This is a genomic window from Bacteroides sp. An19 (genome assembly GCF_002160215.1).
Lineage (GTDB): Bacteria > Bacteroidota > Bacteroidia > Bacteroidales > Bacteroidaceae > Phocaeicola > Phocaeicola intestinalis.
In genome coordinates, this window is the sequence record NZ_NFKD01000069.1 from 1 (window position 1) to 24,246 (window position 24,246).

Here is a 24,246-nt window from a genome sequence, read left to right on the forward strand (position 1 = left end):
TCCGTGGGAGACAGAGGTCTCCCTTTTTTATTTTGTATTGCCGGATGACCCTGATTCCGGGCTTCCACCGCCTTCCTCCGCCCTTTCCGCTACGCTCCAAGGACGGAGGAAGGCGGTGGAGGAGTTGCACTTCTAACTTGACGGTGGGCATGCTTTGTCATACTCAGTCTTCTATTAAGGAAATTGTCAATGAACTGAAATTTCCTAATCTTTCTTTTTTCGGGAAATATTTCAAGGCGCACAAAGGCATGTCTCCCAAATATTACCGGACGGCATATCTCAACACTCAACTTTCGAGTTTATGAATATTATCACAGCCCCTCCCCATGAGGAAAGGTCTGGAGGGGCTGTGAAAAACTCATCCTAAACCAGCATACGATAAATTCAAAACAGGTTCTAGATCTCAACCTTTTTTAATCTTATTCTAGATAAGTAAGTGTGCAAAATTAAATGATATCACCAGAAACGCAGATTTTCTGCGTTTCTGAGCCGACACATTAATAAACTAATTCTCAACATCTACTTATATCGTCTGAAAACGTGTGCAGCCAACAGGCAGATTCGCTTTTTACTTTTTCTCACCGATGTGTGCCAATATGCTGCCCGCCAAGGTGAGGAAGTTGATGACACTTTCTTTATCAGGAACTGGAATGCGTAAAGTGGTCTTCCCGGTTTCCTTGTTTTCTTCTATCAGGCTTTCGGCGAGCCGGCGTGTGGCTTCGGGGGACTTGAGCGTTTGTACCAGTCCGTTGAAGAACGATACGCCTTGGCTGATCAGACGGTCGGCTTCTGGTGTTTCTGATGCACGTGTATATTCCGTTTGAGATAAAGATTCTTCATCAAACGTGTCTGCCTGTATGTTTTCTGCCGGTTTCTCGTCTTTTTCGGGAAGTGAAGCTGGCTTTTCCCGATCTTCTGGGTCAATGATGTCTCCGCTTTTCTTTTTCTCTTCGTTAGGCGATTCGGTTACAACAGACGCGATGTTTTCCATGATCTTATCCAGCTTGCTATCATCCAGGAAGATGCTGTCTTCGCCATTGTCCAGTATGCCTTCAAAGAGTGAAGTCTTAAAATTGAGGGTAGAAAGCATACGTTCTTCGATGGAAGAGGGAGCTACCAAGTTGATGACCTGTATGTTTCGTTGCTGCCCGATACGGTAAATGCGGGCGATACGTTGCTCCAATACGGCAGGATTCCACGGTAAGTCGAGGTTGATGAGGATAGATGCGGCTTGGAGGTTCAGTCCTGTGCTTCCGGCATCGGTAGAGATGAACACACGGCTTTCGGGCAACGAGGTGAAGTTTTCCATCAGGTCTTTCCGTTTTTCCGAAGGTACACCTCCATGGAGGTATTCGTACCGGATGTTTATCTTGTCCAGTTCGGCAGCTACGAGCCGTGTCATGCGTTCCCATTGACTGAATATCACAACTTTTTCGTCACCGCTTTCGAACACGTTGTTGAGAATGTTCATTACTTCGTCTATCTTTGTGTCGTAGCGGCTCTTTTGGTCTAAGATATAGGTGCTGTCGCATACCATGCGCATTTGGCTCATCAGCAAAAGCAGGCGTTTACGGTCTTTTTCGCTCAGGAAACGTTGGCGGTTCCATTTGTAGACCAGTTGGGCAACTATGCTTTGGAACTCATCATGCATGTTCTGTTGCTCCTGGGTCATGGGTACGAACAACACTTTGTCCATACGTTGGGGCAACTGCAAGGCTACGTCTTTCTTTCTACGGCGTATCAAGATGTCGTGTAGTTTTTCACCTACAGTATTCAGTCCTTTATATCCCTTTACTTTTCCGGAATCCGATTTGATGACGGTTTCGTTGATAAACTTATAGTATGGTCCCAGACAATATTGGTCGACGAATTGCACTACCGAGTAGAGTTCTTCCAGTTTGTTTTCCAGTGGAGTCCCCGAAAGTACTACGGCATATTCAGCTTCGATGTGTCGGGCTGCTTTGGAAATTTTTGTGTTCCAGTTTTTAAGGCGTTGCACTTCGTCCATAATCAAGAAATCGGTTTGTAGCCCGTGCAAGATTTCGATGTCGTTGGATACACTGTTGTAAGATACTATCTTATAGAAAGGAGCTGCTTTATAGAGTGTTTTCCGTTTCAAATGGTTCCCTTCCACTACGATGGCTTGTGCATCGGTGAACCTTTCGATTTCTTTTTTCCATTGATACTTTAACGAAGTAGGGCAGAGCACTAGTGCCGAGGATATGATGCCTTGTTTGCGCATCAGTTCGGCGGTGCCGATAGCCTGGATGGTTTTGCCCAGTCCCATTTCATCGGCTATGATGGATTTCCCGGCACGGTAGGCAAAGCGGATTCCCTCTTTCTGGTAAGGGAACAGGCGGACTTTGAGCAGGGAGTCTATTAAGGTGTCTGCCTGGGGTTCGGAAAGGAACTTTTCCCGTTTGCGCTTGTCACGCTGTTCTAAAATAAAGTCCATCGCGTCATCATACCAACGGAACGTATTATTGAGTTGCAGGGCTTTACTGAAAAAATCATTGATTGTATCGATGGCTTCGGGGCGCATGATACCTTCAGGTGTGAAATAAGGTTCGGCAAGCTTTTGGAACTCTTCGGAATTGTCTGTCCCTATGCGCAGGCGTACTTTCCGTCCCTTCCGGTAGGATAGGTAGACCGAAGTATAGGCTGGTGTATCGGTGCATGTCCGTTTGTGGGATTTTTCCAGCCAAAGCTTGACCGCTTCTATGTGTTTGCATGTGCCTAACTGGCTGGTTTTGAAATCCATGCACGAACAGTAGTTCCATGCGCTGAATGCTCCGCGATAAATCACTTTGTACGTATTGTGTGAAACCGGATTGTTTACGATATAATAGCCGGGATATTCTTGGGCGTTCAATTCTTGAATGCCGAAGTTTTCTTTTTCGGCGGCTTGCCTGCGCAGGGCGATTTGCCATTGTTCCAATGTCATATTGTCCGGCTTGTAGTGGTAGGATACCTTCTTGCTTTTGTCGGTTTTCTTTTTTGCCATTTTCTGATGGTTTTATAATTTTTCTATTTCTTCCTTAGCTGTTTTGAATTTATCGCGTTGGTACAAAAATACACATTTCTAGAAACAAAATGCATAAATGCTTCAATTTCTGATAGATTGGTTGTGAAAAAATATTCAGGCGATACGTTTGGTCGTTTTCTGGATTGCTTTTGTATAACGACATTATAGGGAAGAATCTTATGGCTATACATTAGCGGCATCAATATGTGCATTCAAGGCGCAGCCGGTTGTGTAAGCCCACGGATATAGGTGCATCGGCAAACGCATATAAGTCCATCTGGTGTAAGATTATTAATCTTCAGGCTGCAAGATTATTAATCTTACAAGCGGAAGATTAATAATCTTACACCAGACGAAGTTATCTGCGTTGAGAGAAGAAGAAAATAACAACGACCTTTTAAATCATCTGAATATGGTAAAATACAGTTTATACTATAGTATGTTTTTTTAAGCGCTTTTTTTGATATTTGACTCTTCCAGCCCGTAATGTTTATGGCTGTCTTCACTTTTCAGCATCCACGAGATGATGATGGCACACAAGCCAAAAAGTGCGAAGATGACCATGGGAATGGTATAATTGTAGCCGATAATGGCACCTGTTGCATTGTATTGGGTGGCAAAACGGTCGATGACATAGCCGATGAGCGTAGGAACCATGGCCAGACCGATGTTCTGTATGTAGAAGATGATAGCATATGCAGAACCCAATTGCTTCATTGGAATGATTTTAGGAACGGAAGGCCACATTGCACTTGGTACCAGTGAAAAGGAAATACCTAATATAATCATTACAACTACGGCAAACCACCAGTAGTTCATTACAGGAAGGGCGAAAAGTACGTGTACGGCAGTTAGCATCACCGAACCGATAATCATTAAAGTGGCGCCTCGTCCGATACGGTCGTATAATGTACCGAAGACAGGAGTCAGCAGGATGGTACCGAAAGGCAACAGTGCCGGAATAAGGCCGGCAAATGATTCGGGCACTTCGTATTTATAAATCATCAGTTTGGTGGCAAATTTCAGGAAAGGGAATACGCCGGCATAGAACATCAGGCAAAGCAGCGTGATGAGCCAGAAACCTTTGTTACAGAAGATAAGTTTCAGATCGGACATTTTGAAGCCTTCTTCAGGATTTTCTCCTGATTCGGCACGGGCGGCGGATACCGAAGCATCTTCCTTGCGGTCCATCACGCAATAGACCAGATAAGATGCGAAACCTACGCAGAGGGCAATGGCTCCGATAAGGACAGAGCCGGATATGTCGCCCATCATACGTGCAATGGGCAGGCTGGCTGCCAGAGCGATGGCGGTTCCGATGCGTGCCATGGCTACTTGAAGTCCCATGGCAAGTGCCAGTTCTTTGCCGGCAAACCATTTCACGATGACTTTTGATACGGTGATTCCTGTAATTTCTGCTCCCATGCCGAAAATGGAGAAGCCTAACGCTGCAATTACTACTTGCAGGTTCATGCCCCATAACATGGCATCGCCGAAATCGTTCTTCAGGGCATACCATTTAATCAGGGCGCCTGCAAACATCAGTCCCGACGACATCATGCCGGTGAAACGGACTCCCATCTTGTCTAAAATGATTCCTCCGAAAAACAGCATCAGCAAGAACACATTGATGTATCCGTAGGCCCCTGAGAAGAAACCGTATTCCGTGCTGCTCCATCCTTTACCTGTCGATACCGTGCTGATGGTCTTGCTGATGGTTTCCTGATTTCCGTTTATGTTTTCGATGTATTGGTATTTGGCTCCTTCTTCCAGTTTCTGTACCGTCAGGTCGGGAGCCGATAATGCATTGGCTTCGGCAAAGAGTTCCACTTTTGCCACCAGGCTGTCGGCAGGCATGGAAGTGTTGTCGGTGAAATAAACAACTTTGCCTTTCGTGGTGAGTAAGTTTTCAAGAGGAGCCATGACATCGGTAAGGAAATAGCCGCACATCATGGTAAACGACACGATGAACAGTGCCGTCCAGCGAGCGGCTTTCGAGTCGCTCAGGCGTTTCTGGATTTGTTCTTTCATTTGTTTTTTTATTTAATAGTTTTACATATTTGCTAAAATGTGCGACAAAGATACTTCTTTTTGGTGGTTTTTGTTTCTTTCCTTGAAATAAGTTCTATCTTTGTGGGTGTTATAATTAATTGCTAAAACTTGAATCGATGAAAAAGATGAAAGCGACAGCTGTGTGTGCTGTGTTAGGAGGATGTTTGTTATGTTCTTCATGTATTGGCTCATTCAGCGCATGGAATAGTCTGAAAGATTGGAATATGGGAATCGGACATAAAGCAGTCAATGAGCTTGTGTTTTTAGCTTTTCATATCATACCGGTATATGAAGTAGCTTATTTGGCAGATGTGCTTGTACTAAATTCAATTGAGTTTTGGTCGGGTTCCAATCCAATGGCTGATGTAGGTACGGAAAAAGTTATTCATGGAGAAGACGGAGAATATCTAGTCCGTACAAACGAAGAAGGGTATACCATTACGAAATTGGGCGAAGTAGACCATCCGTTAAATTTAGTATACGATGCGGAGAAACGTACGTGGAATGTAGTAGCCGAAGGAAAGACTTATGAATTGATGACTATGAACGAGGATGGTACGGTAACTTACAAGCAACAGGATGGAACCTCAACGACGGTGATGCCTGAGTGGTTGAAGGAAACCGTAGCTGTATGATAGGCGGATTTTCAGTATATCTTAATATAGATGCGGATGCCGGTTGGTGCGGTGAGGCAGAATGAAAAAACAGCCTTGCCGTTCCAACCGGCTTTCTAATTGGAAAACGGATACATCAAGCCAAGAAAAACTTTTTGGAGAAATTCAAAACAGCTTCTTAGTCTTTGTCAATTTTTAGGATGCTTCCTGTCTCAGGATTGAAAACGACACGGGTGTTTACTTTCTTGAACAGGTCTTCTACCAGAACTTCGGTCGTTCCGAACTGTGTGATAGGGAGTTCGTCTTCGAATAAGGTCTTTCCTTCGTACGTGACGGTTACTTTCCCTTTCCCAGGTATGTTGTAGATGGCTCCTTCCAGTTTTTTCTTTTTCTTTTCGTTTTCTGTGGTAGCTGGAGGCAGTGGAACCGTGTTGGCTAAGCTGATATAGATGGGGGTACCCGCAAGGTCATCGGCAGGAAGTATGCCTAGCAGGCTAGAAAAACGCAAGGCTGTTTTATCGCTGAATGGCTCATTGGCAGGGATGCGGATGGTGAACACTTTGTCCTCGCGGTCGGTGGTTCCACTGAAGAGGCGGGTCAGTGCTTTCTCCTGCTTATCGAGGTTGTCGATGACCAGTTGTAGGGATGCACCGTCTTTGGGCATGGTGTCTGCTTGTCCTCGCAAGATGAGGTTCTTGCTTTCCCGTATGTTGTAGATTTCCTTAGCGGTAAGTTCTGCCATCTTTGCCGAAGACCCGGCCAGCAGTATTTCTTCGGTCATGTATTGGCGTGGGTTTTCGTGGTGTTGAGGCTTTTCCAGTACATATTCAGCTTTTTGTATGTCGGGTGCCGTTGTATTGATGGCTTTGATAAGTCCGTTGTTGGTCAGTTCCACGTTGCTCATGGCACTTTTGTCTTTCAGCTTGATGATGTAGGCTTTGGTAGAGTCGGGTACTCCTGCCGAGCGTACTTCTATCCGCTTGATTTCCCAGTGCGTTTCCGGTTGGGAACTTATGTTGTTCATCCGCAGGTATTGGTTGGCATATTGGCACAGTTCTCCAGGCTGGTATGTAATGTGTGTGGCAATGATATTTACCTCCAGTGCCGTTTTCGGAAGGAAGTAGACAATTCCTTCATCGCTTCCGGGAGTGTAGTAGCTGATGTCTTGTGCAGCGATATGCGTCGCACATGCCAGCATGCTTAGTGCAAAAACGATTCTTTTCATGCGCGTATCTATTATTTAGTTTCACAGAGTTCTTTCCAGGCTTCGGGCAGTGCAGCGATGATGTCGCTGGCGGTCAGGCTGATTTCTCCGGTACGGCGGCAGGCTATGTCGCCGGCCAGTCCGTGTACGAATGTACCCAGCCGTGCTGCATTTTCTTGTGAGTATCCTTGAGCCAGCAGAGCAAGTATGATACCAGTCAGCACATCTCCGCTTCCACCGGTTGCCATGCCTGGATTACCTGTGGGATTGAAGTAGAATTTGCCTTCCGGTGTGATAACAGTGGAGTAGGCACCCTTCAGTACGATATAGCATTGCAGGTAGGCGGCAAGTTCTTTAGCCTTGGTCAGCCGGTCGAAACTATCGTTGCAACGTCCGATAAGGCGTTCCAGTTCGCCAATGTGTGGCGTGAGGATGCTTCGGCGAGGCAAGCGGTTCAGATAGTTCCGGTGCGAACTTAAGATATTGATGGCATCTGCATCGAGCACGGCGGGAATGTAGCAATCGGCAAGCTGGTCGAAGGTGGCAAGTGCCGTTTCTTCTTCCTGCCCGATGCCTGGACCGATGGCTATCGCCTGATAGTTGTCAAGGTCGACTGGTTCGGCGAAGTAAAGTTCGTGCACGTCATTTTGTACCATAGCTTCGGGTACGGCTGTTTGCAGGATGTCGTGGTTGCATACAGGGGTATGTATGGTAAGCAATCCTACGCCTGAACGCAAACAGGCACGTGCTGCTAGGATGGAAGCACCAGCCATCCCACTCGAGCCGGCGATAAGCAGTGCATGTCCGAAGTTGTTCTTGAAAGCAAAGCGTTTGCGCGGTTTGATGAGTTGGCTCATTTCACTAGCCTCCGTAATAATATAAGGAGTATCTGCTTGTGCGATGAACTCTTGGCTAATGCCGATGTCGAGTGTTTTCCATTCGCCCACGATGTCTTCGTTTTCAGGGAAAAGGAAAGCCAGTTTTGGTAACTGGATGCTCAGGGTCAGGTCAGCACGGATAATGTTTGTACGCAGGTTGTTGCTGTTGTCTTCTCCCATCAGTCCGGAAGGAAGATCAATGGAGACTACCTGTGCGTTGGAAGCATTGATGTATTTTACGACGGAGGCGAATCCGCCACTCAGCGGCTTGTTCAGTCCTGAGCCGAAAAGTCCGTCTACTACTACATCTTCAGCCGTCAGTTTGGGTGGTTCGAATGCGTTGCTGATTTCGTGATAGTCAGTGAATCCGCATTGCTGCAATCGCTGGATATTGGTCATGCAGTCTTCCGAAATGGTTCCTTTGATATTGAACAGGTAAATTTCTACCGGATAACTCTTGGAGAACAGAAGGCGTGCGACTGCAAGGGCATCACCTCCGTTGTTGCCCGCTCCGGCAAATACAACGATGCGGTGTGAACGATCCCACCTTTTGCTGATTTCATCGGCAATCAGCGAGGCTGCTTTTTCCATCAAGTTGATGGAGAGAATATTGTTATTGGCGATGGTATAGGCATCGGCTTCCTTTTGTTGGGTGCAAGTAAGTATTTTCATCTTTGTGTCATAATAGCTATTTGCGGGTAAAAGTACAAAAAAAGTATAGAAGTTTAAGGGAAAAATCGTATTTTTGTCCCAATTTTATAAAGAAGCGCCATTATGAACACAATCCAGATTAAAGATAAGCAGTTTAAGACTTTTATATCCGAAGCGTCCATTCTGAAGGAAGTGACACGGGTAGCCGGTGAGATTAATGCAGATTTGGCAGGTGACAACCCACTTTTTATCAGTGTCTTAAACGGCTCTTTTATGTTTACGGCAGATTTGATGAAACGTCTCACGATTCCGTGTGAAATCTCGTTTGTCAAGCTGGCTTCGTACGAGGGAACCTCTTCTACCGGAAAAGTGAAGGAACTGGTGGGACTGAACGAAAACATAACCGGACGTACGGTGGTGATTGTGGAAGACATCGTGGATACAGGCTTGACGATGCAGAGGCTGATTGAGACGCTGCGGGCGCAGCACCCGAAGGAAATACGGATTGCCACGTTGCTGCTAAAGCCCGACAAGCTGAAGGTGGACTTGGATATCCGTTATGTGGCAATGCGCATCCCCAACGACTTTATCGTGGGATACGGTCTGGACTATGAGGGGCTGGGACGTAATTATCGTGATATTTATTCGGTTGTAGAATAATCACTAATCAATAATATAAGGTAAAAAAGATGTTGAACATTGTAATTTTTGGTGCTCCAGGTTCGGGGAAAGGAACTCAGAGCGCACGTATCGTGGAGAAATACGGTTTGAACCATATTTCGACGGGAGATGTATTGCGTGCCGAAATCAAGAACGGTACGGAGTTAGGTAAAACGGCTAATGAATATATAAGCAACGGCCAACTTATACCGGATGCTTTGATGATTGATATACTTGCAAGTGTGTTCGATAGTTTCAAGGACAGCAAGGGAGTGATTTTCGATGGTTTTCCCCGTACCATTGCACAGGCCGAAGCTTTAAAGCAGATGTTGGCCGAACGCGGACAAGAGGTGTCGGTGATGTTGGACCTGGAAGTGCCGGAAGATGAGCTGATGGCTCGTCTTATCAAGCGTGGGCAGGAATCCGGACGTGCGGATGATAATGAGGAAACTATCAAAAAACGTCTGGTGGTATATCATTCGCAGACCTCTCCGTTGATTGACTGGTATAAGAACGATGGCAAATACCATCATATCAACGGTCTTGGCTCGATGGATGGCATTTTCGCTGACATTTGTAAGGCTGTGGATAGTCTGTAAGTTTTTGAGATTTTAAGTTTATAAGTTTTTTGAGTTTTTAAGTTTATAAGTTCTTGGACCATTTAGGCTTATGGGCTTAAAAACAAGAAACTTAAGAACTCAAAAACTTATAAACTCAAAAACTAAAAAATATTTTTATGGCAGAATCGAATTTTGTAGATTATGTGAAAATTTATTGTCGCTCTGGCAAGGGAGGACGCGGATCGGCTCATTTACGGCGGGAGAAATATATGCCCAACGGTGGTCCCGATGGAGGAGACGGCGGTAGAGGAGGACATGTCATTTTGCGCGGAAACCGTAATTATTGGACTCTGTTGCATCTGAAGTACGAACGTCATGTGTTTGCCGAGAATGGCGGGAACGGTTCAAAGAGCCGGAGCTTTGGTAAAGACGGTGCAGATAAGGTGATTGAAGTGCCGTGCGGAACCGTGGCATACAATGCTGAGACGGGCGAATATGTATGCGACATAACCGAACACGGGCAGGAGGTCATCTTGTTGAAAGGAGGTAGAGGAGGACTGGGTAACTGGCATTTCCGTACAGCCACACGTCAGGCTCCACGTTTTGCACAGCCGGGCGAGCCGATGCAGGAAATGATGGTGATACTGGAACTGAAACTGCTGGCGGATGTCGGACTGGTAGGCTTTCCCAATGCTGGAAAGTCGACACTGTTGTCAAGAGTGTCGGCGGCACGTCCGAAGATAGCTGATTATCCGTTTACTACCCTCGAACCGAACTTGGGTATCGTGTCTTATCACGATGGAAAGTCTTTCGTGATGGCAGATATACCGGGCATTATCGAAGGAGCAAGCGAAGGAAAAGGTTTGGGTTTGCGATTCCTGCGACATATCGAACGCAATTCTTTGTTGTTGTTTATGGTGCCCGGCGATGCAGATGACATCCGTCATGAATATGATGTGCTGTTGAACGAACTGGCAAAGTTCAATCCCGAAATGCTTGATAAGCAGCGGGTGCTTGCCGTCACCAAATGTGACATGCTGGATGAAGAATTGATGGAAATGTTGAAGCCGACACTTCCAGACAATCTTCCTTGTGTATTTATTTCATCTGTGACCGGTATGGGTATTCAAGAGTTGAAAGACATCTTGTGGACAGAACTGAATAAAGAAGGCAATCAGTTGGAAGGATTGCGTCAGTCATCTATCGTACATCGGTCAAAGGACATCCATCTGTTGCAGGAAGAATTGAAAGATATGGACGAGGATTTCAGTTACGTAGAAGACGTGGATGATGAAGATGACTTCGAGTACGAGTATGAAGAAGACTGGGACGATGAACCGGAAAAATGATGGACAACAGGCTGACTGAAGATAGAAGGATGTTGAAATACGGTTTGACGGAGCTGTATTCCAACATTTTTTGTTTTTCGACGACCCGTCATGGCGGATATAGTCAAGGGAGTTACGCATCTTTCAATTGCAACGGCTATTGTGGGGATATGCCGGAAGCTGTTCTCAAAAACCGGGAATTGCTTAGTTCGCTATTGCCAGTGCGTGGTGAACTGGTTATTCCGCATCAGGTACATCAGACGGAAATACGAATCGTGGATGATGTATTCTTGCAGAAGGGTAAACCGGACAGGGAGGCGTTGCTCGAAGGAGTGGATGCTTTGGTTACAAATGTGCCGAAAGTTTGTCTTTGCGTATCTACCGCCGATTGTATTCCGGTCTTGTGCTATGATGTGCGTCATCGGGCAATAGCGGCTATCCATGCAGGATGGAGAGGTACGGTGGCACGTATTGTATGTAAGACTTTGAGTGTGATGAAAAAAGTGTATGGTACGCGAGGAGAAGATATATATGCTTGTATAGGTCCGGGTATTTCACAAGATGCATTCGAAGTCGGGGATGAGGTTTATGATATTTTTGATAAGGCTGGTTTTGATATGCCGCGTATTGCTGTCCGGAAAGAGAAGTGGCATATTGATCTTTGGGAAACCAACCGGATGCAGCTTCTGGAGTTTGGAGTGAACACTTCGCGTATTGAGGTCAGTGGCATTTGTACGTGGAAGAATAAAGATGATTTCTTTTCCGCACGGAGGCTGGGTATTGCTTCCGGACGGATTTTGTCAGGGATAATGATGTGTTGAAAAATTTAAAGACTTATGAAAATAGAAGTATCCGAAGAATTACATCGTGCTTGGCCGCAGTTTCGGGGAGCGGCTGTTTTTGCTACGGTAAAGAATACGGTTTATAGTGCTGAGTTATGGAAGCGGATTGACGAGTTTACCGCCTTGTATCGCGCGAAATATACCGTCGATTCTATCAAGGAAATGCCTGCTATTCAGGCTACCCGACAGGCTTATAAGAAATGTGGGAAAGACCCCAGCCGCTATCGTCCTTCGTCCGAAGCGTTGTGCCGGCGCATCTTGCGGGGCATTCCGTTGTATCAGATTGATACGTTGGTAGACTTGATTAACCTGGCTTCTATTTATAGTGGAAATTCGATAGGAGGTTTCGACCGTGACAAAATTCAAGGCGATCGCCTGGTGTTGGGTATCGGACGAGCCGGAGAACCTTACGAAGGTATCGGCAGGGGCACACTGAATATTGAGGGTATGCCAGTCTATCGGGATGCCATTGGAGGTATCGGAACGCCTACCAGTGACCACGAACGGACAAAGATGAGCATAGACACTACGCACGTGTTGGCGATAATGAATGCGTATGGAGGAAGTGAGGGATTGGTTGAATCCGTCAATTATATGGTAGGGCTGATGAAAGAGTTTGCAGAGGCTCAGGATATAGAAATCGTTTATTTCGAATAAAACCAAAACGTATGGATATAGAGAAAATTTTAGCGGAAGGTATTATCTTTAAAGGTGCCGGCTTGAAAAAGGAAAAAGAAGAAAAGGTAAAAACGAAAGCAAAGAAGAAAGCATATATAACCGGAACACATGGATCTGGTTCAGCAAAAATGAAGGCAGAATATCGCCGCCGCCGTGCCAATCGGCATAAAAACGGGTAACCGGATGCATACATATATCCGCATTGGGGAAGAAACTTTGTCGAAACGTAGCGATTTCTGTGCAATATCACCGATTTTTGTTTTGCATACCGATTAAAAACCTTATATTTGTTCTATGCAAAACAATCTAAAATGATAAGCGTATGAAAAAGTTATTTCTGTTAGCGGTATGTATGTTGTCGATGCTTACGGTGTCGGCACAGATGAGGCCGACGATGATGTTCGAAGTGGGCATCGGCATGAGTGGCTGGACGGGAGATGCGGCAAAAGGTTCGAATGCCATTTTTAATCCGCGTGTAGGTGTTACAGCGGATGTCCCCTTGAACGAATGGTTCTCTTTCCAGCCTGGATTGAGTTGGGTTTCGAAAGGTGCGAAGATGGAAAATGATGTGAAAGTCAATCAGAACTATTTTCAGGTTCCTTTGATGGCTGCGTTCCACATGCGTGCTACCGATAGCTTCGACCTTGTGTTTACGGCAGGTCCATATGTTGCAGTAGGCGTGAACGGTAAAACGGAATATGAGCAAAATGATGTTACTACTTCTTGGAAGACTTTCAAGGATGCCGATGGAGTGGGTTGGGACGGCTTCCGCCGCTTCGATGCCGGCATCGGAGTCGGTGTTGCGCTCGATTTCCCACACTGGATAGTAGGCGTGGATGCCGATTTCGGTTTGTGTAAGGTTTGTAAGGATGGTCCACGTAACTATGACCTCTTCTTCAGCGCAGGCTTCAAGTTTTGATAATTTTATATGGAAACGAGGATGAATAATAAGGAACAACATCCTCGTTTTTCTTTCTGTATGTTGTCGTTCCCAATTAAATTCGTATTTTTGTGAAAATTAAAAACGATAGGATATGAAGAATAATCTCATTCGTTTCGATTGGGCGATGAAACGTCTGCTCAGAGACAAGAGTAATTATGTCGTGCTGGAAGGATTTCTGTCAACTCTATTGGGAGAAGACTTGCACATCGTACGCTTCCTGGAAAGTGAAGCAAACCAGACAGAAGTGAATGACAAGTTTAACCGTGCTGATATGCTGGTGGAAGACGAGCAAGGGCGGCTTCTTATTATTGAAGTGCAGAACAACCACGAGTTAGATTACTTTCACCGGATGTTGTATGGTGTGTCGAAAACTATTTCTGAGTATATTAACCTCGGCGATGATTATGATAAAGTAAAGAAAATCTACTCCATTAATATCGTGTACTTCGAATTGGGACAAGGGAAAGATTATGTCTATCATGGGAAAACCATATTCCGGGGGTTGCATGACCCAAATGACGTATTGCAACTTTCCATACGGCAGAGGGAAAGGTTTATTGGAAAAGACGCCGGAGATATTTTCCCAGAATATTACGTGCTACGTGTAAATGACTTCGATAAAATAGCTAAGACACCTCTTGATGAATGGATAGAGTTCTTCAAGACGGGCAATATAGATAGTTCGGCTACCGCTAAGGGTTTGCCTGAAGCACGGGAGCGGCTCCGGGTGGATTCGCTTTCCGACCAAGACAGGCGTGCATATATCCATGATATGGAGGCTTTGCGCTACCAACGGAGTGTTATTAAAACAGGCTGGTATGAAGGTCGTGCCGAAGGTTTGAAAGAAGGACGTGCTGAAGGTCGTGCTGAAGGTCGTGCTGAAGGTCGTGCAGAGGGTAGAGCAGAAGGTAGAGCAGAAGGTCGTGCCGAAGGGCTTGCGGAAGGAGAGGCTAAAGGCAGGGCAGAAGCGAAGGCGGAAAGTGAAAAGGAAATGGCTTTGCGCATGAGAGAAATGGCAAAGAAGATGAAAGAAGCAGGTATGCCTGTTGAAACCATTGCCCATTTTACGCAATTGGCATTGGAAGAGATTGAGGAATTATAAAGGAGGAAATAAGCCAAGGAAGGCTGCTAATGTAACTTCCAAAAGGTGAAAAAACTTGATTCTAAAGAAAAAAGACTGGAAGAAATTCGATGAAGAAGAAACTGTTTTGAATTTGTCGTGTGATGATTTGGAATGACTCAAAAATCTCCCAAAGCACACACTAAAATAATGCATCAAGGCGAGAAAACTTTTGGGAGAAATTCAAAACAGTTTCTAAGATTCGGCATTTCATTCAATTCCCTTCCTTGTTCTGCTTAAAAATCGAAAAACGGTTCGGGCTTCTTGAAGCCTTTTTTGCTGATGGGCATGTAGTGGAGCTGCTTGTCTCCCGTGTCCACTACGATGCAAAGCGAATCGTTCCATTCCTGCAAGTTGGCGAGTCCGGAGATGTCGCACGAAAAAGTGCCGGCTTCATAGCGATACTTTTCCCAACCTTCCGGCACGTGGGGGCGATAGCAAAGCTCCAAGCGTAGCGTGTCCGGACTTTGGCGGACAGGGTCGTATACCAAGTCTATGGGAATGGATGCATATTCGTAATGCGTGTAAAGGTCGTGAGTAATTGTTGCGAGCGTGGAGAAATCGAAATAACCGCAGTACGCTCCGTAAGAGTTGGAAAAATAAAAGTTCTCGTCTACGCTGCAACTGTCTGGATGCGTGATGCCCCGTTTGTCCGCTTCCGTTTTACTGATGGGGTGGATGACCTTGTAGGTTTCCACAATTCCTACCCTTGCGTTGTCAATGATAGTGAAGCCGGGAGTGCGGTCGCTAAAGAACCGGTTTTCTTCTTTGAACGACAGGCTGTAGTAAGCCCGTTCGTATTTGTCCAGTCCTTTGCCGTAGCAGATGGCGACTTCGTTTCTTCCGTCCGAAAAGAGGTAATAGCCGTCTTCGTCATTGCCTACGATAGTGCCTCTATTCATCATACTGAGATACCCTCCGTTGTCGATAGTCAGGTCGTGGCAGGATACCAATCCGAATGCGCAGACGAAAAGCGTCCACGCATAGATGCTGCAAGAAAATCTCTTTGTTTTCATCTTTGTCCTGAATAAACGTTTCTTTTCGGCAAATATAGGCAAAAAAAGGAAGCGTAACGCATTATTTAACAGAAAACGGCATAAGCCGTATAAAAGCCGTTGGGGCTTTCGGACTATTTTTACTATTTTTGCCGTATGAAATACAATCGGGAAAAATGATATGAACAGGAGAATCTTATCTGTTGGAGTCTTTATGGTGTTGATGCTCTCGTCTTTGTTGGCAGGGCGTCAGGGGTATTGCGGTGCCAAAGAAGCGATAACCGCCGACTTGAACCAGGCTTTGTTGCGTATGTTTGAAGAAAGGCAAGAGGATATCGTCACGCAAGACTCTATCCGGGCATACAAGCGGCTTAGGCAAGTGTCGGACGGAGAAGTATGGCTTGCCATTGCCGACCGGAAGCTATGCCGTAATTTGAAGAACCGGAAGCTGAAAGATAATGCCTTCCTTTCGTTTCATATTGTTGATGAGGCTTATCCCGGTAAGTTCCCGGAAGCGGATGTTATCAGCAGCGATACGTTGATAGTGAACAATGAAGCGACCGGAACGACGCTTGCCGTGAAAAGTTATGTGCGGCTTTCTGCAATCGGTATATTCCGTATGTCCGATCAGCGTTGGTCGTCCTTGCTGGCTTTTGCTGCGTTGCTTTGGGCGGCGGGAACTGCATTTCTTTTTCGGAAGAAGGAGACGCTTGCTGGTACCGTCAGCTATGGAGGGCTTTCTTATTCGCCCGAGGACAAGTGTTTTTATGATGCAAGCCATGCGCTTGTCCACTTTACTCCGATGCAATACCGATTGATGTTGATGCTATGGCAGGCTCCTTCCCATTCGGTATCGAAAGAAGAGATATGCGCCCTGCTTTGGTCCAAGAAAGCGGATGCCAACGATACGCTCTATACCTTGGTGAAACGGTTGAAACCGATTCTTGAGGCATGTAGCGAATTGCAGCTTGTCGCTCATAAAGGAAGAAGCTATGCGCTGGAAATCAGACCGAAAACCAGTTGTCAGCCAAATGTCAGGAAGATGTCAGCTACATGTTAGATGAGTGTGTAGCCTTCGAACGTATTTTTGTGTCCGGACTAAAAACATGGACACAATGAAACGTATCAACATCTTGCTGGTCTTATTCGTATATGCCCTCGTTGGCTCGGCACAGAATGAGACGAAGACTATCGAACTTGGAGAAGTAGAAATAAAGGCGGCTAAAGTAATTCATAAACCCGACGGGCAAATTATTTATCCCACCGAAACGCAGAAAAATGCATCGCATTCGGGGTATAGCATTCTGCAGAAGTTATCCTTGCCCAATATCCGTGTGGATGAGGTTTCGCAAAGCCTCTCTGCCATCGACGGACGGGGAAGCATCCAGTTGCGCATCAATGGCATTATTGTAGGACGGGAAGAAATGCTGGCGCTTTCTCCCGGAAGCATCAGCCGGATAGACTTTATCGACAATCCCGGGGTGAGATACGGAGAAGGAATCGCATACGTTATTAACATTCTGACCCGCCGGGCGGATAGCGGATATGCGGTCGGCATTGATCTGACCCAGGCACTGACTGCTAAGTCGGGCAATGATTTAATTTACGGAAAATGGAACGCCGGGAACAGCGAGCTTTCGTTGAGTTATAATTTCGGGTACAAGGACTTTAAGGGAAACCGGACGAATGAAACAGCTCATTACCGGCTTACGGACGGGTCGGTCCGTACCATTGGGCGGAACGACATCGCTTCGCGCAGCCGGAGTCTTAGCAACGGTTTGCAATTGAAATACAACCTTGCCGATTCTGCCGATTATGTGTTTCAGGCTTCACTGAATGCCGGTTTCTCGCATGTCCCCGACAATTATAACCGGAAGCAGATTCTGGAAGGAAACGAGGAATACCTTGCCACGCAACGCGAACGCAACCGTAGCTCCAGTCCGGTCTTGGATTTGTATTTCTTTAAGCAATTGACTTCCCGTCAGTCGCTGACACTGAATGCCGTAGGGACGTATATCGCCACTTCGCTCCGCAGCAGTTACGATGAGGGTGCGCCGTATGCATATCGGGTGGAAGGGAAGACGTATTCCCTGATGAGTGAAGCCGTTTACGAGAACCGGCTCAAGCCTTTTACGTTTACTGCTGGGGCAAACTACATGCAGAAATACACGAAGAATAAGTACACGGGTGATGTAAATTCCGTCAATCCGATGCATAACCGCAGCGTCTACGCTTTTGCCGAGATAAAGGGGAAACTTGGTCTGATAAGGTATGTGGCGGGAGTAGGAGGCAGTTATTTGGATTACCGCCAGCAAGCGCACGATTATCAGTACTGGCTGTTCCGCCCGAAGGCTTCCGTTGCCTACAATCCAGTGCAAGCCGTCCAGCTGAAATATGATTTCCAGATAAGCGAGCATGTTTCGCGGGTGGCGATGATTAGCAATACTTCTATCCGCAACAACAGCATGGAATGGACGCTGGGCAATCCCGATATCCGCCCGAACCGGGAGCAAGCGCATACTTTTCAGGTTTCGTACACGCATCCCCGCTTCCAGTCTTTTGTCCAGGCATACGGAAAACGTTGCCATCAGCCGAATATGGCTACGTATATCCGGACCGAAGACAACCGGTTTGTTTACACCCAACTCAATCAAAAAGAAATCGATGTGCTTAACCTGATGCTGTATGCGAATGGTTGGATAGTCCCCGATAAGCTTTCGATAGCGTTATCTGGTACGCTTTTCCGCTGTTTTAACTTCGGCGAAGACTATACGCATTGCAAGACGTTTTATTCGGGTACAGCCAATGTGCAGGCTTACTTAGGCAAACTTACCCTTTCGGCATTCATGGACAGCGGTTTCCGTTTCCTCGAAGGTGAGACCGAAGGATTCAACGGCTCGTTTGTTTCTCTGAACGCATCCTACCGGTACAAGAACCTGAACTTGTCGCTTGCCTGGCAACAACCGTTTAGAAACCGTTACAAGCAATTCCAGTCGGATGTGTACAACCGTTATGTCCGGAAAACGACTGCTCTGCATTGCCGTGACTTGGGCAATTTCGTGAGCCTGAACATTGCATGGAAATTCTCACAGGGAAGGGCATATAAAGATGTCCGGCGGAACATTGAACAGAAAGCGGATAAAGATACCGGCATCTTGAGGTAAAGCAAAATAGAACACAGAGACACAAAACATATATTTTTGTAGAATATAAAACTCTGTGCCTCCGTGTCTCTGTGTTCGAAATTAATATTAATGATGGAACAGACGGATGCCTGTAAACGCCATCGTGATGCCGTATTTATCGCATGTTTCGATGACATGGTCGTCGCGCACCGAACCTCCTGCCTGGGCGATGTATTCCACGCCGCTCTTGTGTGCACGTTCGATGTTGTCGCCGAAGGGGAAGAAGGCATCCGAGCCTAACGATACGCCTTTCAGCGTGTCCAGCCAGGCACGTTTCTCTTCGCGGGTCAATACTTCGGGCTTTTCGGTAAAGAACTGCTGCCAAACGCCGTCAGCCAATACATCATCGTGATCATCGCTGATGTATACGTCGATGGTGTTGTCGCGGTCGGCACGGCGGATTTTCTCTACCCAAGGCAAGTTCAATACTTTCGGGTGCTGGCGCAGGTACCAGATATCGGCTTTGTTTCCGGCAAGGCGGGTGCAGTGGATGCGGCTCTGCTGGCCGGCGCCGATACCGATGGCTTGTCCGTCCTTCACATAGCACACCGAATTCGATTGGGTATATTTCAGGGTGATAAGCGCAATCATCAGGTCACGCTTTGCCGCGTCGGGCAGGTTCTTGTTCTGTGTCGGGATGTTGGCGAAGAGTTCCTCTCCGTTCAGCTTGATTTCGTTGCGTCCCTGTTCGAAGGTGATGCCGAACACGTCTTTGTGCTCGATGGGAGCCGGACGATATTCCGGGTCAATCTGAATGACGTTGTATGTACCTTTACGTTTCGCTTTCAGGATAGCCAACGCCTCTTCGGTATAGCCCGGAGCGATAACGCCGTCCGAAACTTCACGGTTGATGAAGCGGGCGGTCTCTTCGTCGCACACATCGCTCAGCGCGATAAAGTCGCCGTAGGAAGACATGCGGTCGGCACCGCGGGCACGCACGTATGCGTTAGCGAGGGGAGACAACGGCAGATCGCCTACGAAGTAAATCTGTTTCATCGTTTCGTCCAGTTCCAGCCCGATGGCGGCACCGGCAGGGCTAACGTGCTTGAATGAGGTAGCGGCAGGCATGCCGGTCGCTTCTTTCAGTTCTTTCACCAACTGCCAGCCGTTCAGCGCATCAAGGAAATTGATGTATCCCGGACGTCCGTTCAGCACTTCCAGCGGCAGTTCTCCTTCTTTCATATAAATACGTGCTGGTTTCTGGTTGGGGTTGCAGCCGTATTTCAGTTCGAGTTCTTTTGCCATAAGCATTTGTTGTTTAAAATGTTTATTTTCGGCAAATATACGAAAAAAAACGTATCCCTGTACCCCGATGTAACATACAGAATAATCTTGTAACATTAATATAGGAGAAAAGTCATTTGTTTTGTTTACATTTGCCGGCAGTAAATGATTTTTGAACCTTAACAAGTATATTTCAATTATGAAAGAACAAATGAAAAACAGAATTTTCGGAATGCTTTTCTTGGTGTTATTAGGATTGCCGTTCTTTTCCGTATTGGCTTCAGTTCCGGAAACGCAGGATTTGCTGCAAAGTCCTTGGACGGAGGGGGCTTTCGACACAGGGAAATATCGTAATATTTTTGCTGAAATGGGCTACAGTTCTCAAGAAATTGATGCTCGGGTGCAGTCGGTTTTCGATGAAATCTTTTCACCGGAGAACAAGGTTTATGTTGAACCCGATGACTCTACAGCATATATCTGTGATATAATACATGATGATGTGCGTAGTGAAGGTATGTCATACGGTATGATGATAGCTGTGCAGTTTGAGAAAAAAGACATTTTTGACCGGCTTTGGCGTTGGACTAAGACTTATATGCAGCATAAGGAAGGAGCCTCGGAAGGTTATTTTGCCTGGTGTTGCCGGAAAGACGGGAGTCATATCGATGGAGGGTCGGCTTCGGACGGCGAGCTTTATTTCATTACCTCATTAATTTTTGCTTCGAACCTGTGGGGAAATGATACGGGTATTGATTATCTGGCCGAAGCTCAGCATATACTGGATTGTGCCATGGAAAAAGATGGAACAGATAGTGTTATGCCGCTTATTCATAAAGAACACAAGCTTATTACGTTTGTCCCGAATAAGTTCGGTTATGGTTTTACCGATCCTTCTTACCATTTGCCTGCCTTTTACGAAGTTTGGGCACGTTGGGCTGACGATGGACGTGCTGCATATTGGAAAGAATGTGCCGAACGCAGCCGCCATTTTTTGCATAAGGCAGTTCATCCTGTTACAGGGTTGACTCCTGATTATAGTAACTACGACGGAAGTTTGATGCATAAAGGTTGGATGATAGGTGATGCTTTCCGTTTTGATTCTTGGCGTGTGCCGATGAACATTGCGCTTGATTATTCGTGGTCATGTGCCGACCGGGAATGGCAGCATGCATACGGCAATAAGATTCAGGATTTTCTGTATGGACAGGGGATTGATACGTTTGTCAATCAATATAATGTGGATGGCACAATGTTGCCAGACAGTTTGCAAATGGGAAAACCTTCTCATGCGCCAGGACTTGTGGCTACGGCGGCCGCTGTATCGCTGGTCTGCACACATGCCAAAAGTCGTGAGTTTGTGCAGCGTTTGTGGGATAGTCGTCCTACTCCAGGTTTCAATTATTACTACGATGGATTACTCCGTTTATTCGCTTTTATGCATTTGAGCGGAAAGTATCGGGTGATATTTCCAGTACAGCGGTGATTTATACTATGCGCGGTATGCATTTGTGCATTTGTTGATGTCACAGTTACAGTGTGCTGTCTCCGTTCCGTTCGCCACGCATTACTAAGCTGTACTTTATCATATTCAGATGATTTAAAAGGTTGTTGTTATTATCTTCTTCTCTCAACGCAGATAGCCTCGTCTGGTGTAAGATTAATAATCTTCCGCTTGTAAGATTAATAATCTTGCAGCCTGAAGATTATTAATCTTACAGCGGATGGACTTATATAGCGGCTTTATTCAGAAGAGGTTTGTGTGCATGTCCGACGGGTTATCGGAAAGGAAAAGCTGATGGGTTTGTCCAAAAGGGAGATCTTGGACTCAAAAATCTTTTGGGAGTCAATCTCTTCTATATCGGATTGTTGTTGGGTATTTGTATGAAAAAATGTTCCATAATGTAGTTCGGCTTTGTAAAAACTGACCAAAGCCCAGCCTCCTACAAAGGAAGCGGTGGCGATAAGAAGTATTGAAACGATGATAAATTCCATATTGTTGGTTGTTGGTTATGTTTCTTAGTCAATAAACAAGAAGATGCCCTTAATCCTGCTTATACTTCTATTAATGTTTGTTAACGTCAGTTCATGTAATGAAAAACTTTCTATCTTTGCCCATGCAACGGTTCGGGCAAACCACGTCCGATTAAAAGGGAATCAGGTGCAAGTCCTGAACAGTCCCGCTGCTGTAAGTTCCATAGACTGAAGTGTCGCAAACCATTCTTAGCCACTGGGAGGGTATCTTGGGAAGGCGGTTTGTCGATAGGAACAAGTCAGAAGACCTGCCGTGTGCCTTTGCATTTTCACTGCTTTCGAGGAAAAAGCGTGGGAATACGGCAGGATGTGGCTTTTCGGGCTGCCCTCTCTTTATTATTCCCTTTTTCTAATTGCAATCGGTGTTATGCGAAGATGCGCAGGGATAACTTCCTTGTGTGGATAGGTTTATATTTTAACCAAAAGATAACATGAATCAATTAAAGCAATTAGGACAGATGAAAAAATTAGTATGGTTTTGGGCGGCACTGTTGTGTGTGTCGCTTTGGAATTGTAGCGATGACGAGAATCCGGCAAGTGAAGAGCAGAAAGAAGAAGCGGTAATCAGTTTTGAAGGCGAATTGAGCGAGCCGAATAGCTCTTTCATCGCCACCGAAGGCGAAGTGGATGGGTTTTATCAAAGGACTTCCTTCTCCGACCCTCAGGCGTTAGTTGCTTTTTCCCATTATTTTAGTGGACAGAGTTTTGGTGGAGGGTTCACTTATACCAATGGAACGGATGTAACAACTTCTGGATATACCAATTTAAGTGCCATTACCGGTGCTGGCAGGGATGGAAGCGTTTACCTGACCAGTAATGCAAACGAGTACACTCCAGCGCGGATTACAAATCTGCAAGTTGGAAAATATCGTTTCAAAGGAGCATGGGTAACGAATACAACCTATGATTATCTGGCTATGAAAGACGGTAATGATGGAGGAATAGGTTTGGTGCGGAAGTTTGGAGTGGGTGACTGGTTCATTCTGACTGCTGTAGGTCACGCAAGCGATGATTCCGAAATAGGGCGTGTCGATTTTTATTTGGCCGATTTTCGTGATGGGAACAGCATGATTCTCGATACGTGGGAATGGTTCGACTGGAGCGAACTGGCAGATGCCTCGTATATTACGTTTGAAATGTCTTCTTCCGATATAGGTGATTTCGGTATGAATACTCCTTCTTATTTTTGCATGGATGATATAACATTGCAGGAAAATTGATTTCCTCTCGAAAATAATCAGCAAGGCTCACTTAGAAGAAGTTTATCTTCGGAAGAGTGGGCCTTTTTGCGTATCTTTGTGCGGTTTGAAACATAAAATTAAGTGTGTATGATAGACGAATTATTGGAGTTCAATCGTTCCTTTGTAGAAAACAAAGGCTATGAACAGTACGTAACCACAAAATATCCTGATAAGAAGATTGCGATAGTGACCTGTATGGATACGCGTTTGGTTGAGTTGATACCTGCTGCCTTAGGCTTGCGCAACGGGGATGTAAAGATGATTAAGAATGCCGGAGGAACGGTGACACATCCCTTTGGAAGTGTGATGCGTAGCTTGTTGGTAGGTATTTACGAACTGGGTGTAGAAGAAATTATGATTATCGGTCATACGGATTGTGGGGCGCAACACATGGATAGTCAGGTCATGTTGCGACATATTAAAGAGCACGGAGTATCCGACCGTGACATTGAGATGATGGAGTATTGCAATGTTGATTTGCACGCTTGGTTGAGCGGGTTTGACGATGTGGAGCAATCGGTACGAGGTAGTGTGCATTTGGTAAAACATCATCCATTAGTGCCTAAAGATGTAGTCGTGCGTGGATTTATTATTGACTCTGTAACTGGTAAATTGACTGAGTTTGAAAATATAGATTAATGCATAACTGAAGGAGAAGATGACAAGTGCAAGATAAATGCATTTAATGCTGCATATATTATTTCGTTGAAGGCTACTTCATTTATTAGAACCTGATACAGCATTACTTAATTCATTCAAGGTACGCACTTATATGTACGGGGGCATGGAAGATATATCCGTTGCCCCGTACATATAGGTGCTTTTTTGTATCCTTGCCTTCGGTTTTCTGTTGTTATATATAATAAGGAGTATTGTTATTCTTACTAAGTTTTCTCTAGGTGTAAATATTTTCCTGTATATCTGTGAATATCAGCATTTTGCATATTTCACATGAAAAAAGTTTCAAAAAAAGTTCTCCAGTTTCTTGCAGTTTCGGTAAAAAGGCGTACCTTTG

At 45.7% G+C, this 24,246-nt stretch carries 21 protein-coding genes, 1 pseudogene and 1 riboswitch; of the genes and pseudogenes, 15 read left to right on the forward strand and 7 right to left on the reverse strand.

Annotation, left to right across the window (positions count from 1 at the left end; translation table 11 throughout):
• Positions 1 to 149: 149 nt before the first annotated feature.
• Positions 150 to 305: pseudogene (locus tag B5F25_RS22545) on the forward strand (helix-turn-helix domain-containing protein); the annotation flags it as partial.
• 263 nt (positions 306 to 568) lie between these two features.
• Here the strand turns inward: B5F25_RS22545 and B5F25_RS17880 are convergent.
• Together B5F25_RS17880 and B5F25_RS17885 are read right to left on the reverse strand one after the other, a co-directional pair.
• Positions 569 to 3,004, reverse strand: a complete 2,436-nt coding sequence (locus tag B5F25_RS17880; protein WP_087251205.1) for a DEAD/DEAH box helicase — start codon at positions 3,002 to 3,004, stop codon at positions 569 to 571.
• 468 nt (positions 3,005 to 3,472) lie between these two features.
• Positions 3,473 to 5,056: an MFS transporter gene (locus B5F25_RS17885; RefSeq protein WP_087210655.1), complete on the reverse strand. Its 1,584-nt coding sequence runs from the start codon at positions 5,054 to 5,056 to the stop codon at positions 3,473 to 3,475.
• Positions 5,057 to 5,193: 137 nt separating this feature from the next.
• Between B5F25_RS17885 and B5F25_RS17890 the strand changes: the two genes are divergently transcribed.
• Positions 5,194 to 5,712, forward strand: coding sequence for a DUF3332 domain-containing protein (locus B5F25_RS17890; RefSeq protein ID WP_087251207.1), 519 nt, complete (start codon positions 5,194 to 5,196; stop codon positions 5,710 to 5,712).
• Positions 5,713 to 5,869: 157 nt separating this feature from the next.
• Here the strand turns inward: B5F25_RS17890 and B5F25_RS17895 are convergent, their stop codons facing one another.
• Both B5F25_RS17895 and B5F25_RS17900 read right to left on the reverse strand, forming a co-directional pair.
• Entirely contained in the window at positions 5,870 to 6,916 is a 1,047-nt protein-coding gene (locus B5F25_RS17895; protein WP_022040974.1) for a DUF4831 family protein, read from the reverse strand.
• 11 nt (positions 6,917 to 6,927) lie between these two features.
• The gene (locus B5F25_RS17900) at positions 6,928 to 8,445 is read right to left on the reverse strand and encodes an NAD(P)H-hydrate dehydratase (protein WP_087210662.1); all 1,518 of its coding nucleotides are present in this window, start codon (positions 8,443 to 8,445) and stop codon (positions 6,928 to 6,930) included.
• A gap of 102 nt (positions 8,446 to 8,547) precedes the next feature.
• On the opposite strand from B5F25_RS17900, the gene hpt reads away from it, so the two are divergent.
• The 8 genes from hpt to B5F25_RS17940 all read left to right on the forward strand — a co-directional run bounded on the left by hpt (position 8,548) and on the right by B5F25_RS17940 (position 14,537).
• Positions 8,548 to 9,084 (forward strand): hypoxanthine phosphoribosyltransferase, encoded by a 537-nt coding sequence (gene hpt / locus B5F25_RS17905; protein WP_022040972.1) that lies wholly within the window; start codon positions 8,548 to 8,550, stop codon positions 9,082 to 9,084.
• A gap of 29 nt (positions 9,085 to 9,113) precedes the next feature.
• On the forward strand, positions 9,114 to 9,683 hold the full coding sequence (locus B5F25_RS17910) for an adenylate kinase (RefSeq protein WP_022040971.1): 570 nt from the start codon (positions 9,114 to 9,116) through the stop codon (positions 9,681 to 9,683).
• A 137-nt stretch (positions 9,684 to 9,820) separates the two neighbouring features.
• A complete protein-coding gene (gene obgE / locus B5F25_RS17915) occupies positions 9,821 to 10,993 on the forward strand; it encodes a GTPase ObgE (RefSeq protein ID WP_022040970.1) in 1,173 nt (390 codons plus the stop codon).
• Entirely contained in the window at positions 10,990 to 11,793 is an 804-nt protein-coding gene (pgeF, locus tag B5F25_RS17920; protein ID WP_225226466.1) for a peptidoglycan editing factor PgeF, read from the forward strand. The genes obgE and pgeF overlap by 4 nt, the downstream gene beginning before the upstream one ends.
• A gap of 15 nt (positions 11,794 to 11,808) precedes the next feature.
• Positions 11,809 to 12,471 carry a phenylalanine--tRNA ligase beta subunit-related protein gene (locus B5F25_RS17925; RefSeq protein ID WP_087251210.1) on the forward strand — a complete coding sequence of 221 codons (663 nt, stop codon included), beginning with the start codon at positions 11,809 to 11,811 and terminating at the stop codon, positions 12,469 to 12,471.
• An 11-nt stretch (positions 12,472 to 12,482) separates the two neighbouring features.
• A complete protein-coding gene (locus B5F25_RS17930) occupies positions 12,483 to 12,671 on the forward strand; it encodes a hypothetical protein (RefSeq protein WP_022040967.1) in 189 nt (62 codons plus the stop codon).
• Positions 12,672 to 12,814: 143 nt separating this feature from the next.
• Positions 12,815 to 13,411, forward strand: coding sequence for a porin family protein (locus B5F25_RS17935; RefSeq protein WP_087210671.1), 597 nt, complete (start codon positions 12,815 to 12,817; stop codon positions 13,409 to 13,411).
• A gap of 115 nt (positions 13,412 to 13,526) precedes the next feature.
• Entirely contained in the window at positions 13,527 to 14,537 is a 1,011-nt protein-coding gene (locus tag B5F25_RS17940) for a PD-(D/E)XK nuclease family transposase (protein ID WP_087251212.1), read from the forward strand.
• Between the two features lie 254 nt (positions 14,538 to 14,791).
• Here the strand turns inward: B5F25_RS17940 and B5F25_RS17945 are convergent, their stop codons facing one another.
• Complete coding sequence (locus tag B5F25_RS17945; protein ID WP_087251213.1) at positions 14,792 to 15,571, reverse strand: hypothetical protein; 780 nt, start codon at positions 15,569 to 15,571, stop codon at positions 14,792 to 14,794.
• 160 nt (positions 15,572 to 15,731) lie between these two features.
• Between B5F25_RS17945 and B5F25_RS17950 the strand changes: the two genes are divergently transcribed.
• Complete coding sequence (locus tag B5F25_RS17950; protein ID WP_087251215.1) at positions 15,732 to 16,610, forward strand: helix-turn-helix domain-containing protein; 879 nt, start codon at positions 15,732 to 15,734, stop codon at positions 16,608 to 16,610.
• A 55-nt stretch (positions 16,611 to 16,665) separates the two neighbouring features.
• The gene (locus B5F25_RS17955; protein WP_087251219.1) at positions 16,666 to 18,714 is read left to right on the forward strand and encodes a hypothetical protein; all 2,049 of its coding nucleotides are present in this window, start codon (positions 16,666 to 16,668) and stop codon (positions 18,712 to 18,714) included.
• A gap of 87 nt (positions 18,715 to 18,801) precedes the next feature.
• Here B5F25_RS17955 and B5F25_RS17960 read toward each other — a convergent pair whose 3' ends face one another.
• Complete coding sequence (locus B5F25_RS17960; RefSeq protein WP_262483274.1) at positions 18,802 to 20,076, reverse strand: phosphoribosylaminoimidazolecarboxamide formyltransferase; 1,275 nt, start codon at positions 20,074 to 20,076, stop codon at positions 18,802 to 18,804.
• Between the two features lie 94 nt (positions 20,077 to 20,170).
• Here B5F25_RS17960 and B5F25_RS17965 point away from each other — a divergent pair, with 94 nt between their 5' ends.
• Complete coding sequence (locus tag B5F25_RS17965; RefSeq protein WP_225226463.1) at positions 20,171 to 21,442, forward strand: glycosyl hydrolase family 8; 1,272 nt, start codon at positions 20,171 to 20,173, stop codon at positions 21,440 to 21,442.
• A gap of 257 nt (positions 21,443 to 21,699) precedes the next feature.
• On the opposite strand, the gene B5F25_RS17970 is transcribed toward B5F25_RS17965, so the two are convergent.
• Positions 21,700 to 21,951 (reverse strand): hypothetical protein, encoded by a 252-nt coding sequence (locus tag B5F25_RS17970; RefSeq protein WP_087251217.1) that lies wholly within the window; start codon positions 21,949 to 21,951, stop codon positions 21,700 to 21,702.
• Positions 21,952 to 22,062: 111 nt separating this feature from the next.
• Positions 22,063 to 22,261: riboswitch (cobalamin riboswitch) on the forward strand.
• Between the two features lie 187 nt (positions 22,262 to 22,448).
• Here B5F25_RS17970 and B5F25_RS17975 point away from each other — a divergent pair.
• Positions 22,449 to 23,210: a DUF4465 domain-containing protein gene (locus B5F25_RS17975; RefSeq protein WP_225226491.1), complete on the forward strand. Its 762-nt coding sequence runs from the start codon at positions 22,449 to 22,451 to the stop codon at positions 23,208 to 23,210.
• 108 nt (positions 23,211 to 23,318) lie between these two features.
• Positions 23,319 to 23,870, forward strand: a complete 552-nt coding sequence (locus tag B5F25_RS17980; protein WP_022040990.1) for a carbonic anhydrase — start codon at positions 23,319 to 23,321, stop codon at positions 23,868 to 23,870.
• The last annotated feature ends 376 nt before the right edge of the window (positions 23,871 to 24,246 follow it).

Bases quoted from the DNA above. Each gene is read 5' to 3' on its own strand.
- pgeF (WP_225226466.1), top strand. From the start codon at position 10,990: ATGATGGACAACAGGCTGACTGAAGATAGAAGGATGTTGAAATACGGT.
- B5F25_RS17980 (WP_022040990.1), top strand. From the start codon at position 23,319: ATGATAGACGAATTATTGGAGTTCAATCGTTCCTTTGTAGAAAACAAA.
- B5F25_RS17910 (WP_022040971.1), top strand. From the start codon at position 9,114: ATGTTGAACATTGTAATTTTTGGTGCTCCAGGTTCGGGGAAAGGAACT.
- B5F25_RS17945 (WP_087251213.1), bottom strand. From the start codon at position 15,571: ATGAAAACAAAGAGATTTTCTTGCAGCATCTATGCGTGGACGCTTTTC.
- B5F25_RS17930 (WP_022040967.1), top strand. From the start codon at position 12,483: ATGGATATAGAGAAAATTTTAGCGGAAGGTATTATCTTTAAAGGTGCC.
- B5F25_RS17935 (WP_087210671.1), top strand. From the start codon at position 12,815: ATGAAAAAGTTATTTCTGTTAGCGGTATGTATGTTGTCGATGCTTACG.
- B5F25_RS17885 (WP_087210655.1), bottom strand. From the start codon at position 5,056: ATGAAAGAACAAATCCAGAAACGCCTGAGCGACTCGAAAGCCGCTCGC.
- B5F25_RS17925 (WP_087251210.1), top strand. From the start codon at position 11,809: ATGAAAATAGAAGTATCCGAAGAATTACATCGTGCTTGGCCGCAGTTT.
- B5F25_RS17940 (WP_087251212.1), top strand. From the start codon at position 13,527: ATGAAGAATAATCTCATTCGTTTCGATTGGGCGATGAAACGTCTGCTC.
- B5F25_RS17895 (WP_022040974.1), bottom strand. From the start codon at position 6,916: ATGAAAAGAATCGTTTTTGCACTAAGCATGCTGGCATGTGCGACGCAT.
- B5F25_RS17970 (WP_087251217.1), bottom strand. From the start codon at position 21,951: ATGGAATTTATCATCGTTTCAATACTTCTTATCGCCACCGCTTCCTTT.
- B5F25_RS17890 (WP_087251207.1), top strand. From the start codon at position 5,194: ATGAAAAAGATGAAAGCGACAGCTGTGTGTGCTGTGTTAGGAGGATGT.
- B5F25_RS17965 (WP_225226463.1), top strand. From the start codon at position 20,171: ATGAAAAACAGAATTTTCGGAATGCTTTTCTTGGTGTTATTAGGATTG.
- B5F25_RS17960 (WP_262483274.1), bottom strand. From the start codon at position 20,076: ATGTTACAAGATTATTCTGTATGTTACATCGGGGTACAGGGATACGTT.
- B5F25_RS17900 (WP_087210662.1), bottom strand. From the start codon at position 8,445: ATGAAAATACTTACTTGCACCCAACAAAAGGAAGCCGATGCCTATACC.
- B5F25_RS17975 (WP_225226491.1), top strand. From the start codon at position 22,449: ATGAAAAAATTAGTATGGTTTTGGGCGGCACTGTTGTGTGTGTCGCTT.
- B5F25_RS17950 (WP_087251215.1), top strand. From the start codon at position 15,732: ATGAACAGGAGAATCTTATCTGTTGGAGTCTTTATGGTGTTGATGCTC.
- B5F25_RS17880 (WP_087251205.1), bottom strand. From the start codon at position 3,004: ATGGCAAAAAAGAAAACCGACAAAAGCAAGAAGGTATCCTACCACTAC.
- obgE (WP_022040970.1), top strand. From the start codon at position 9,821: ATGGCAGAATCGAATTTTGTAGATTATGTGAAAATTTATTGTCGCTCT.
- hpt (WP_022040972.1), top strand. From the start codon at position 8,548: ATGAACACAATCCAGATTAAAGATAAGCAGTTTAAGACTTTTATATCC.
- B5F25_RS17955 (WP_087251219.1), top strand. From the start codon at position 16,666: ATGAAACGTATCAACATCTTGCTGGTCTTATTCGTATATGCCCTCGTT.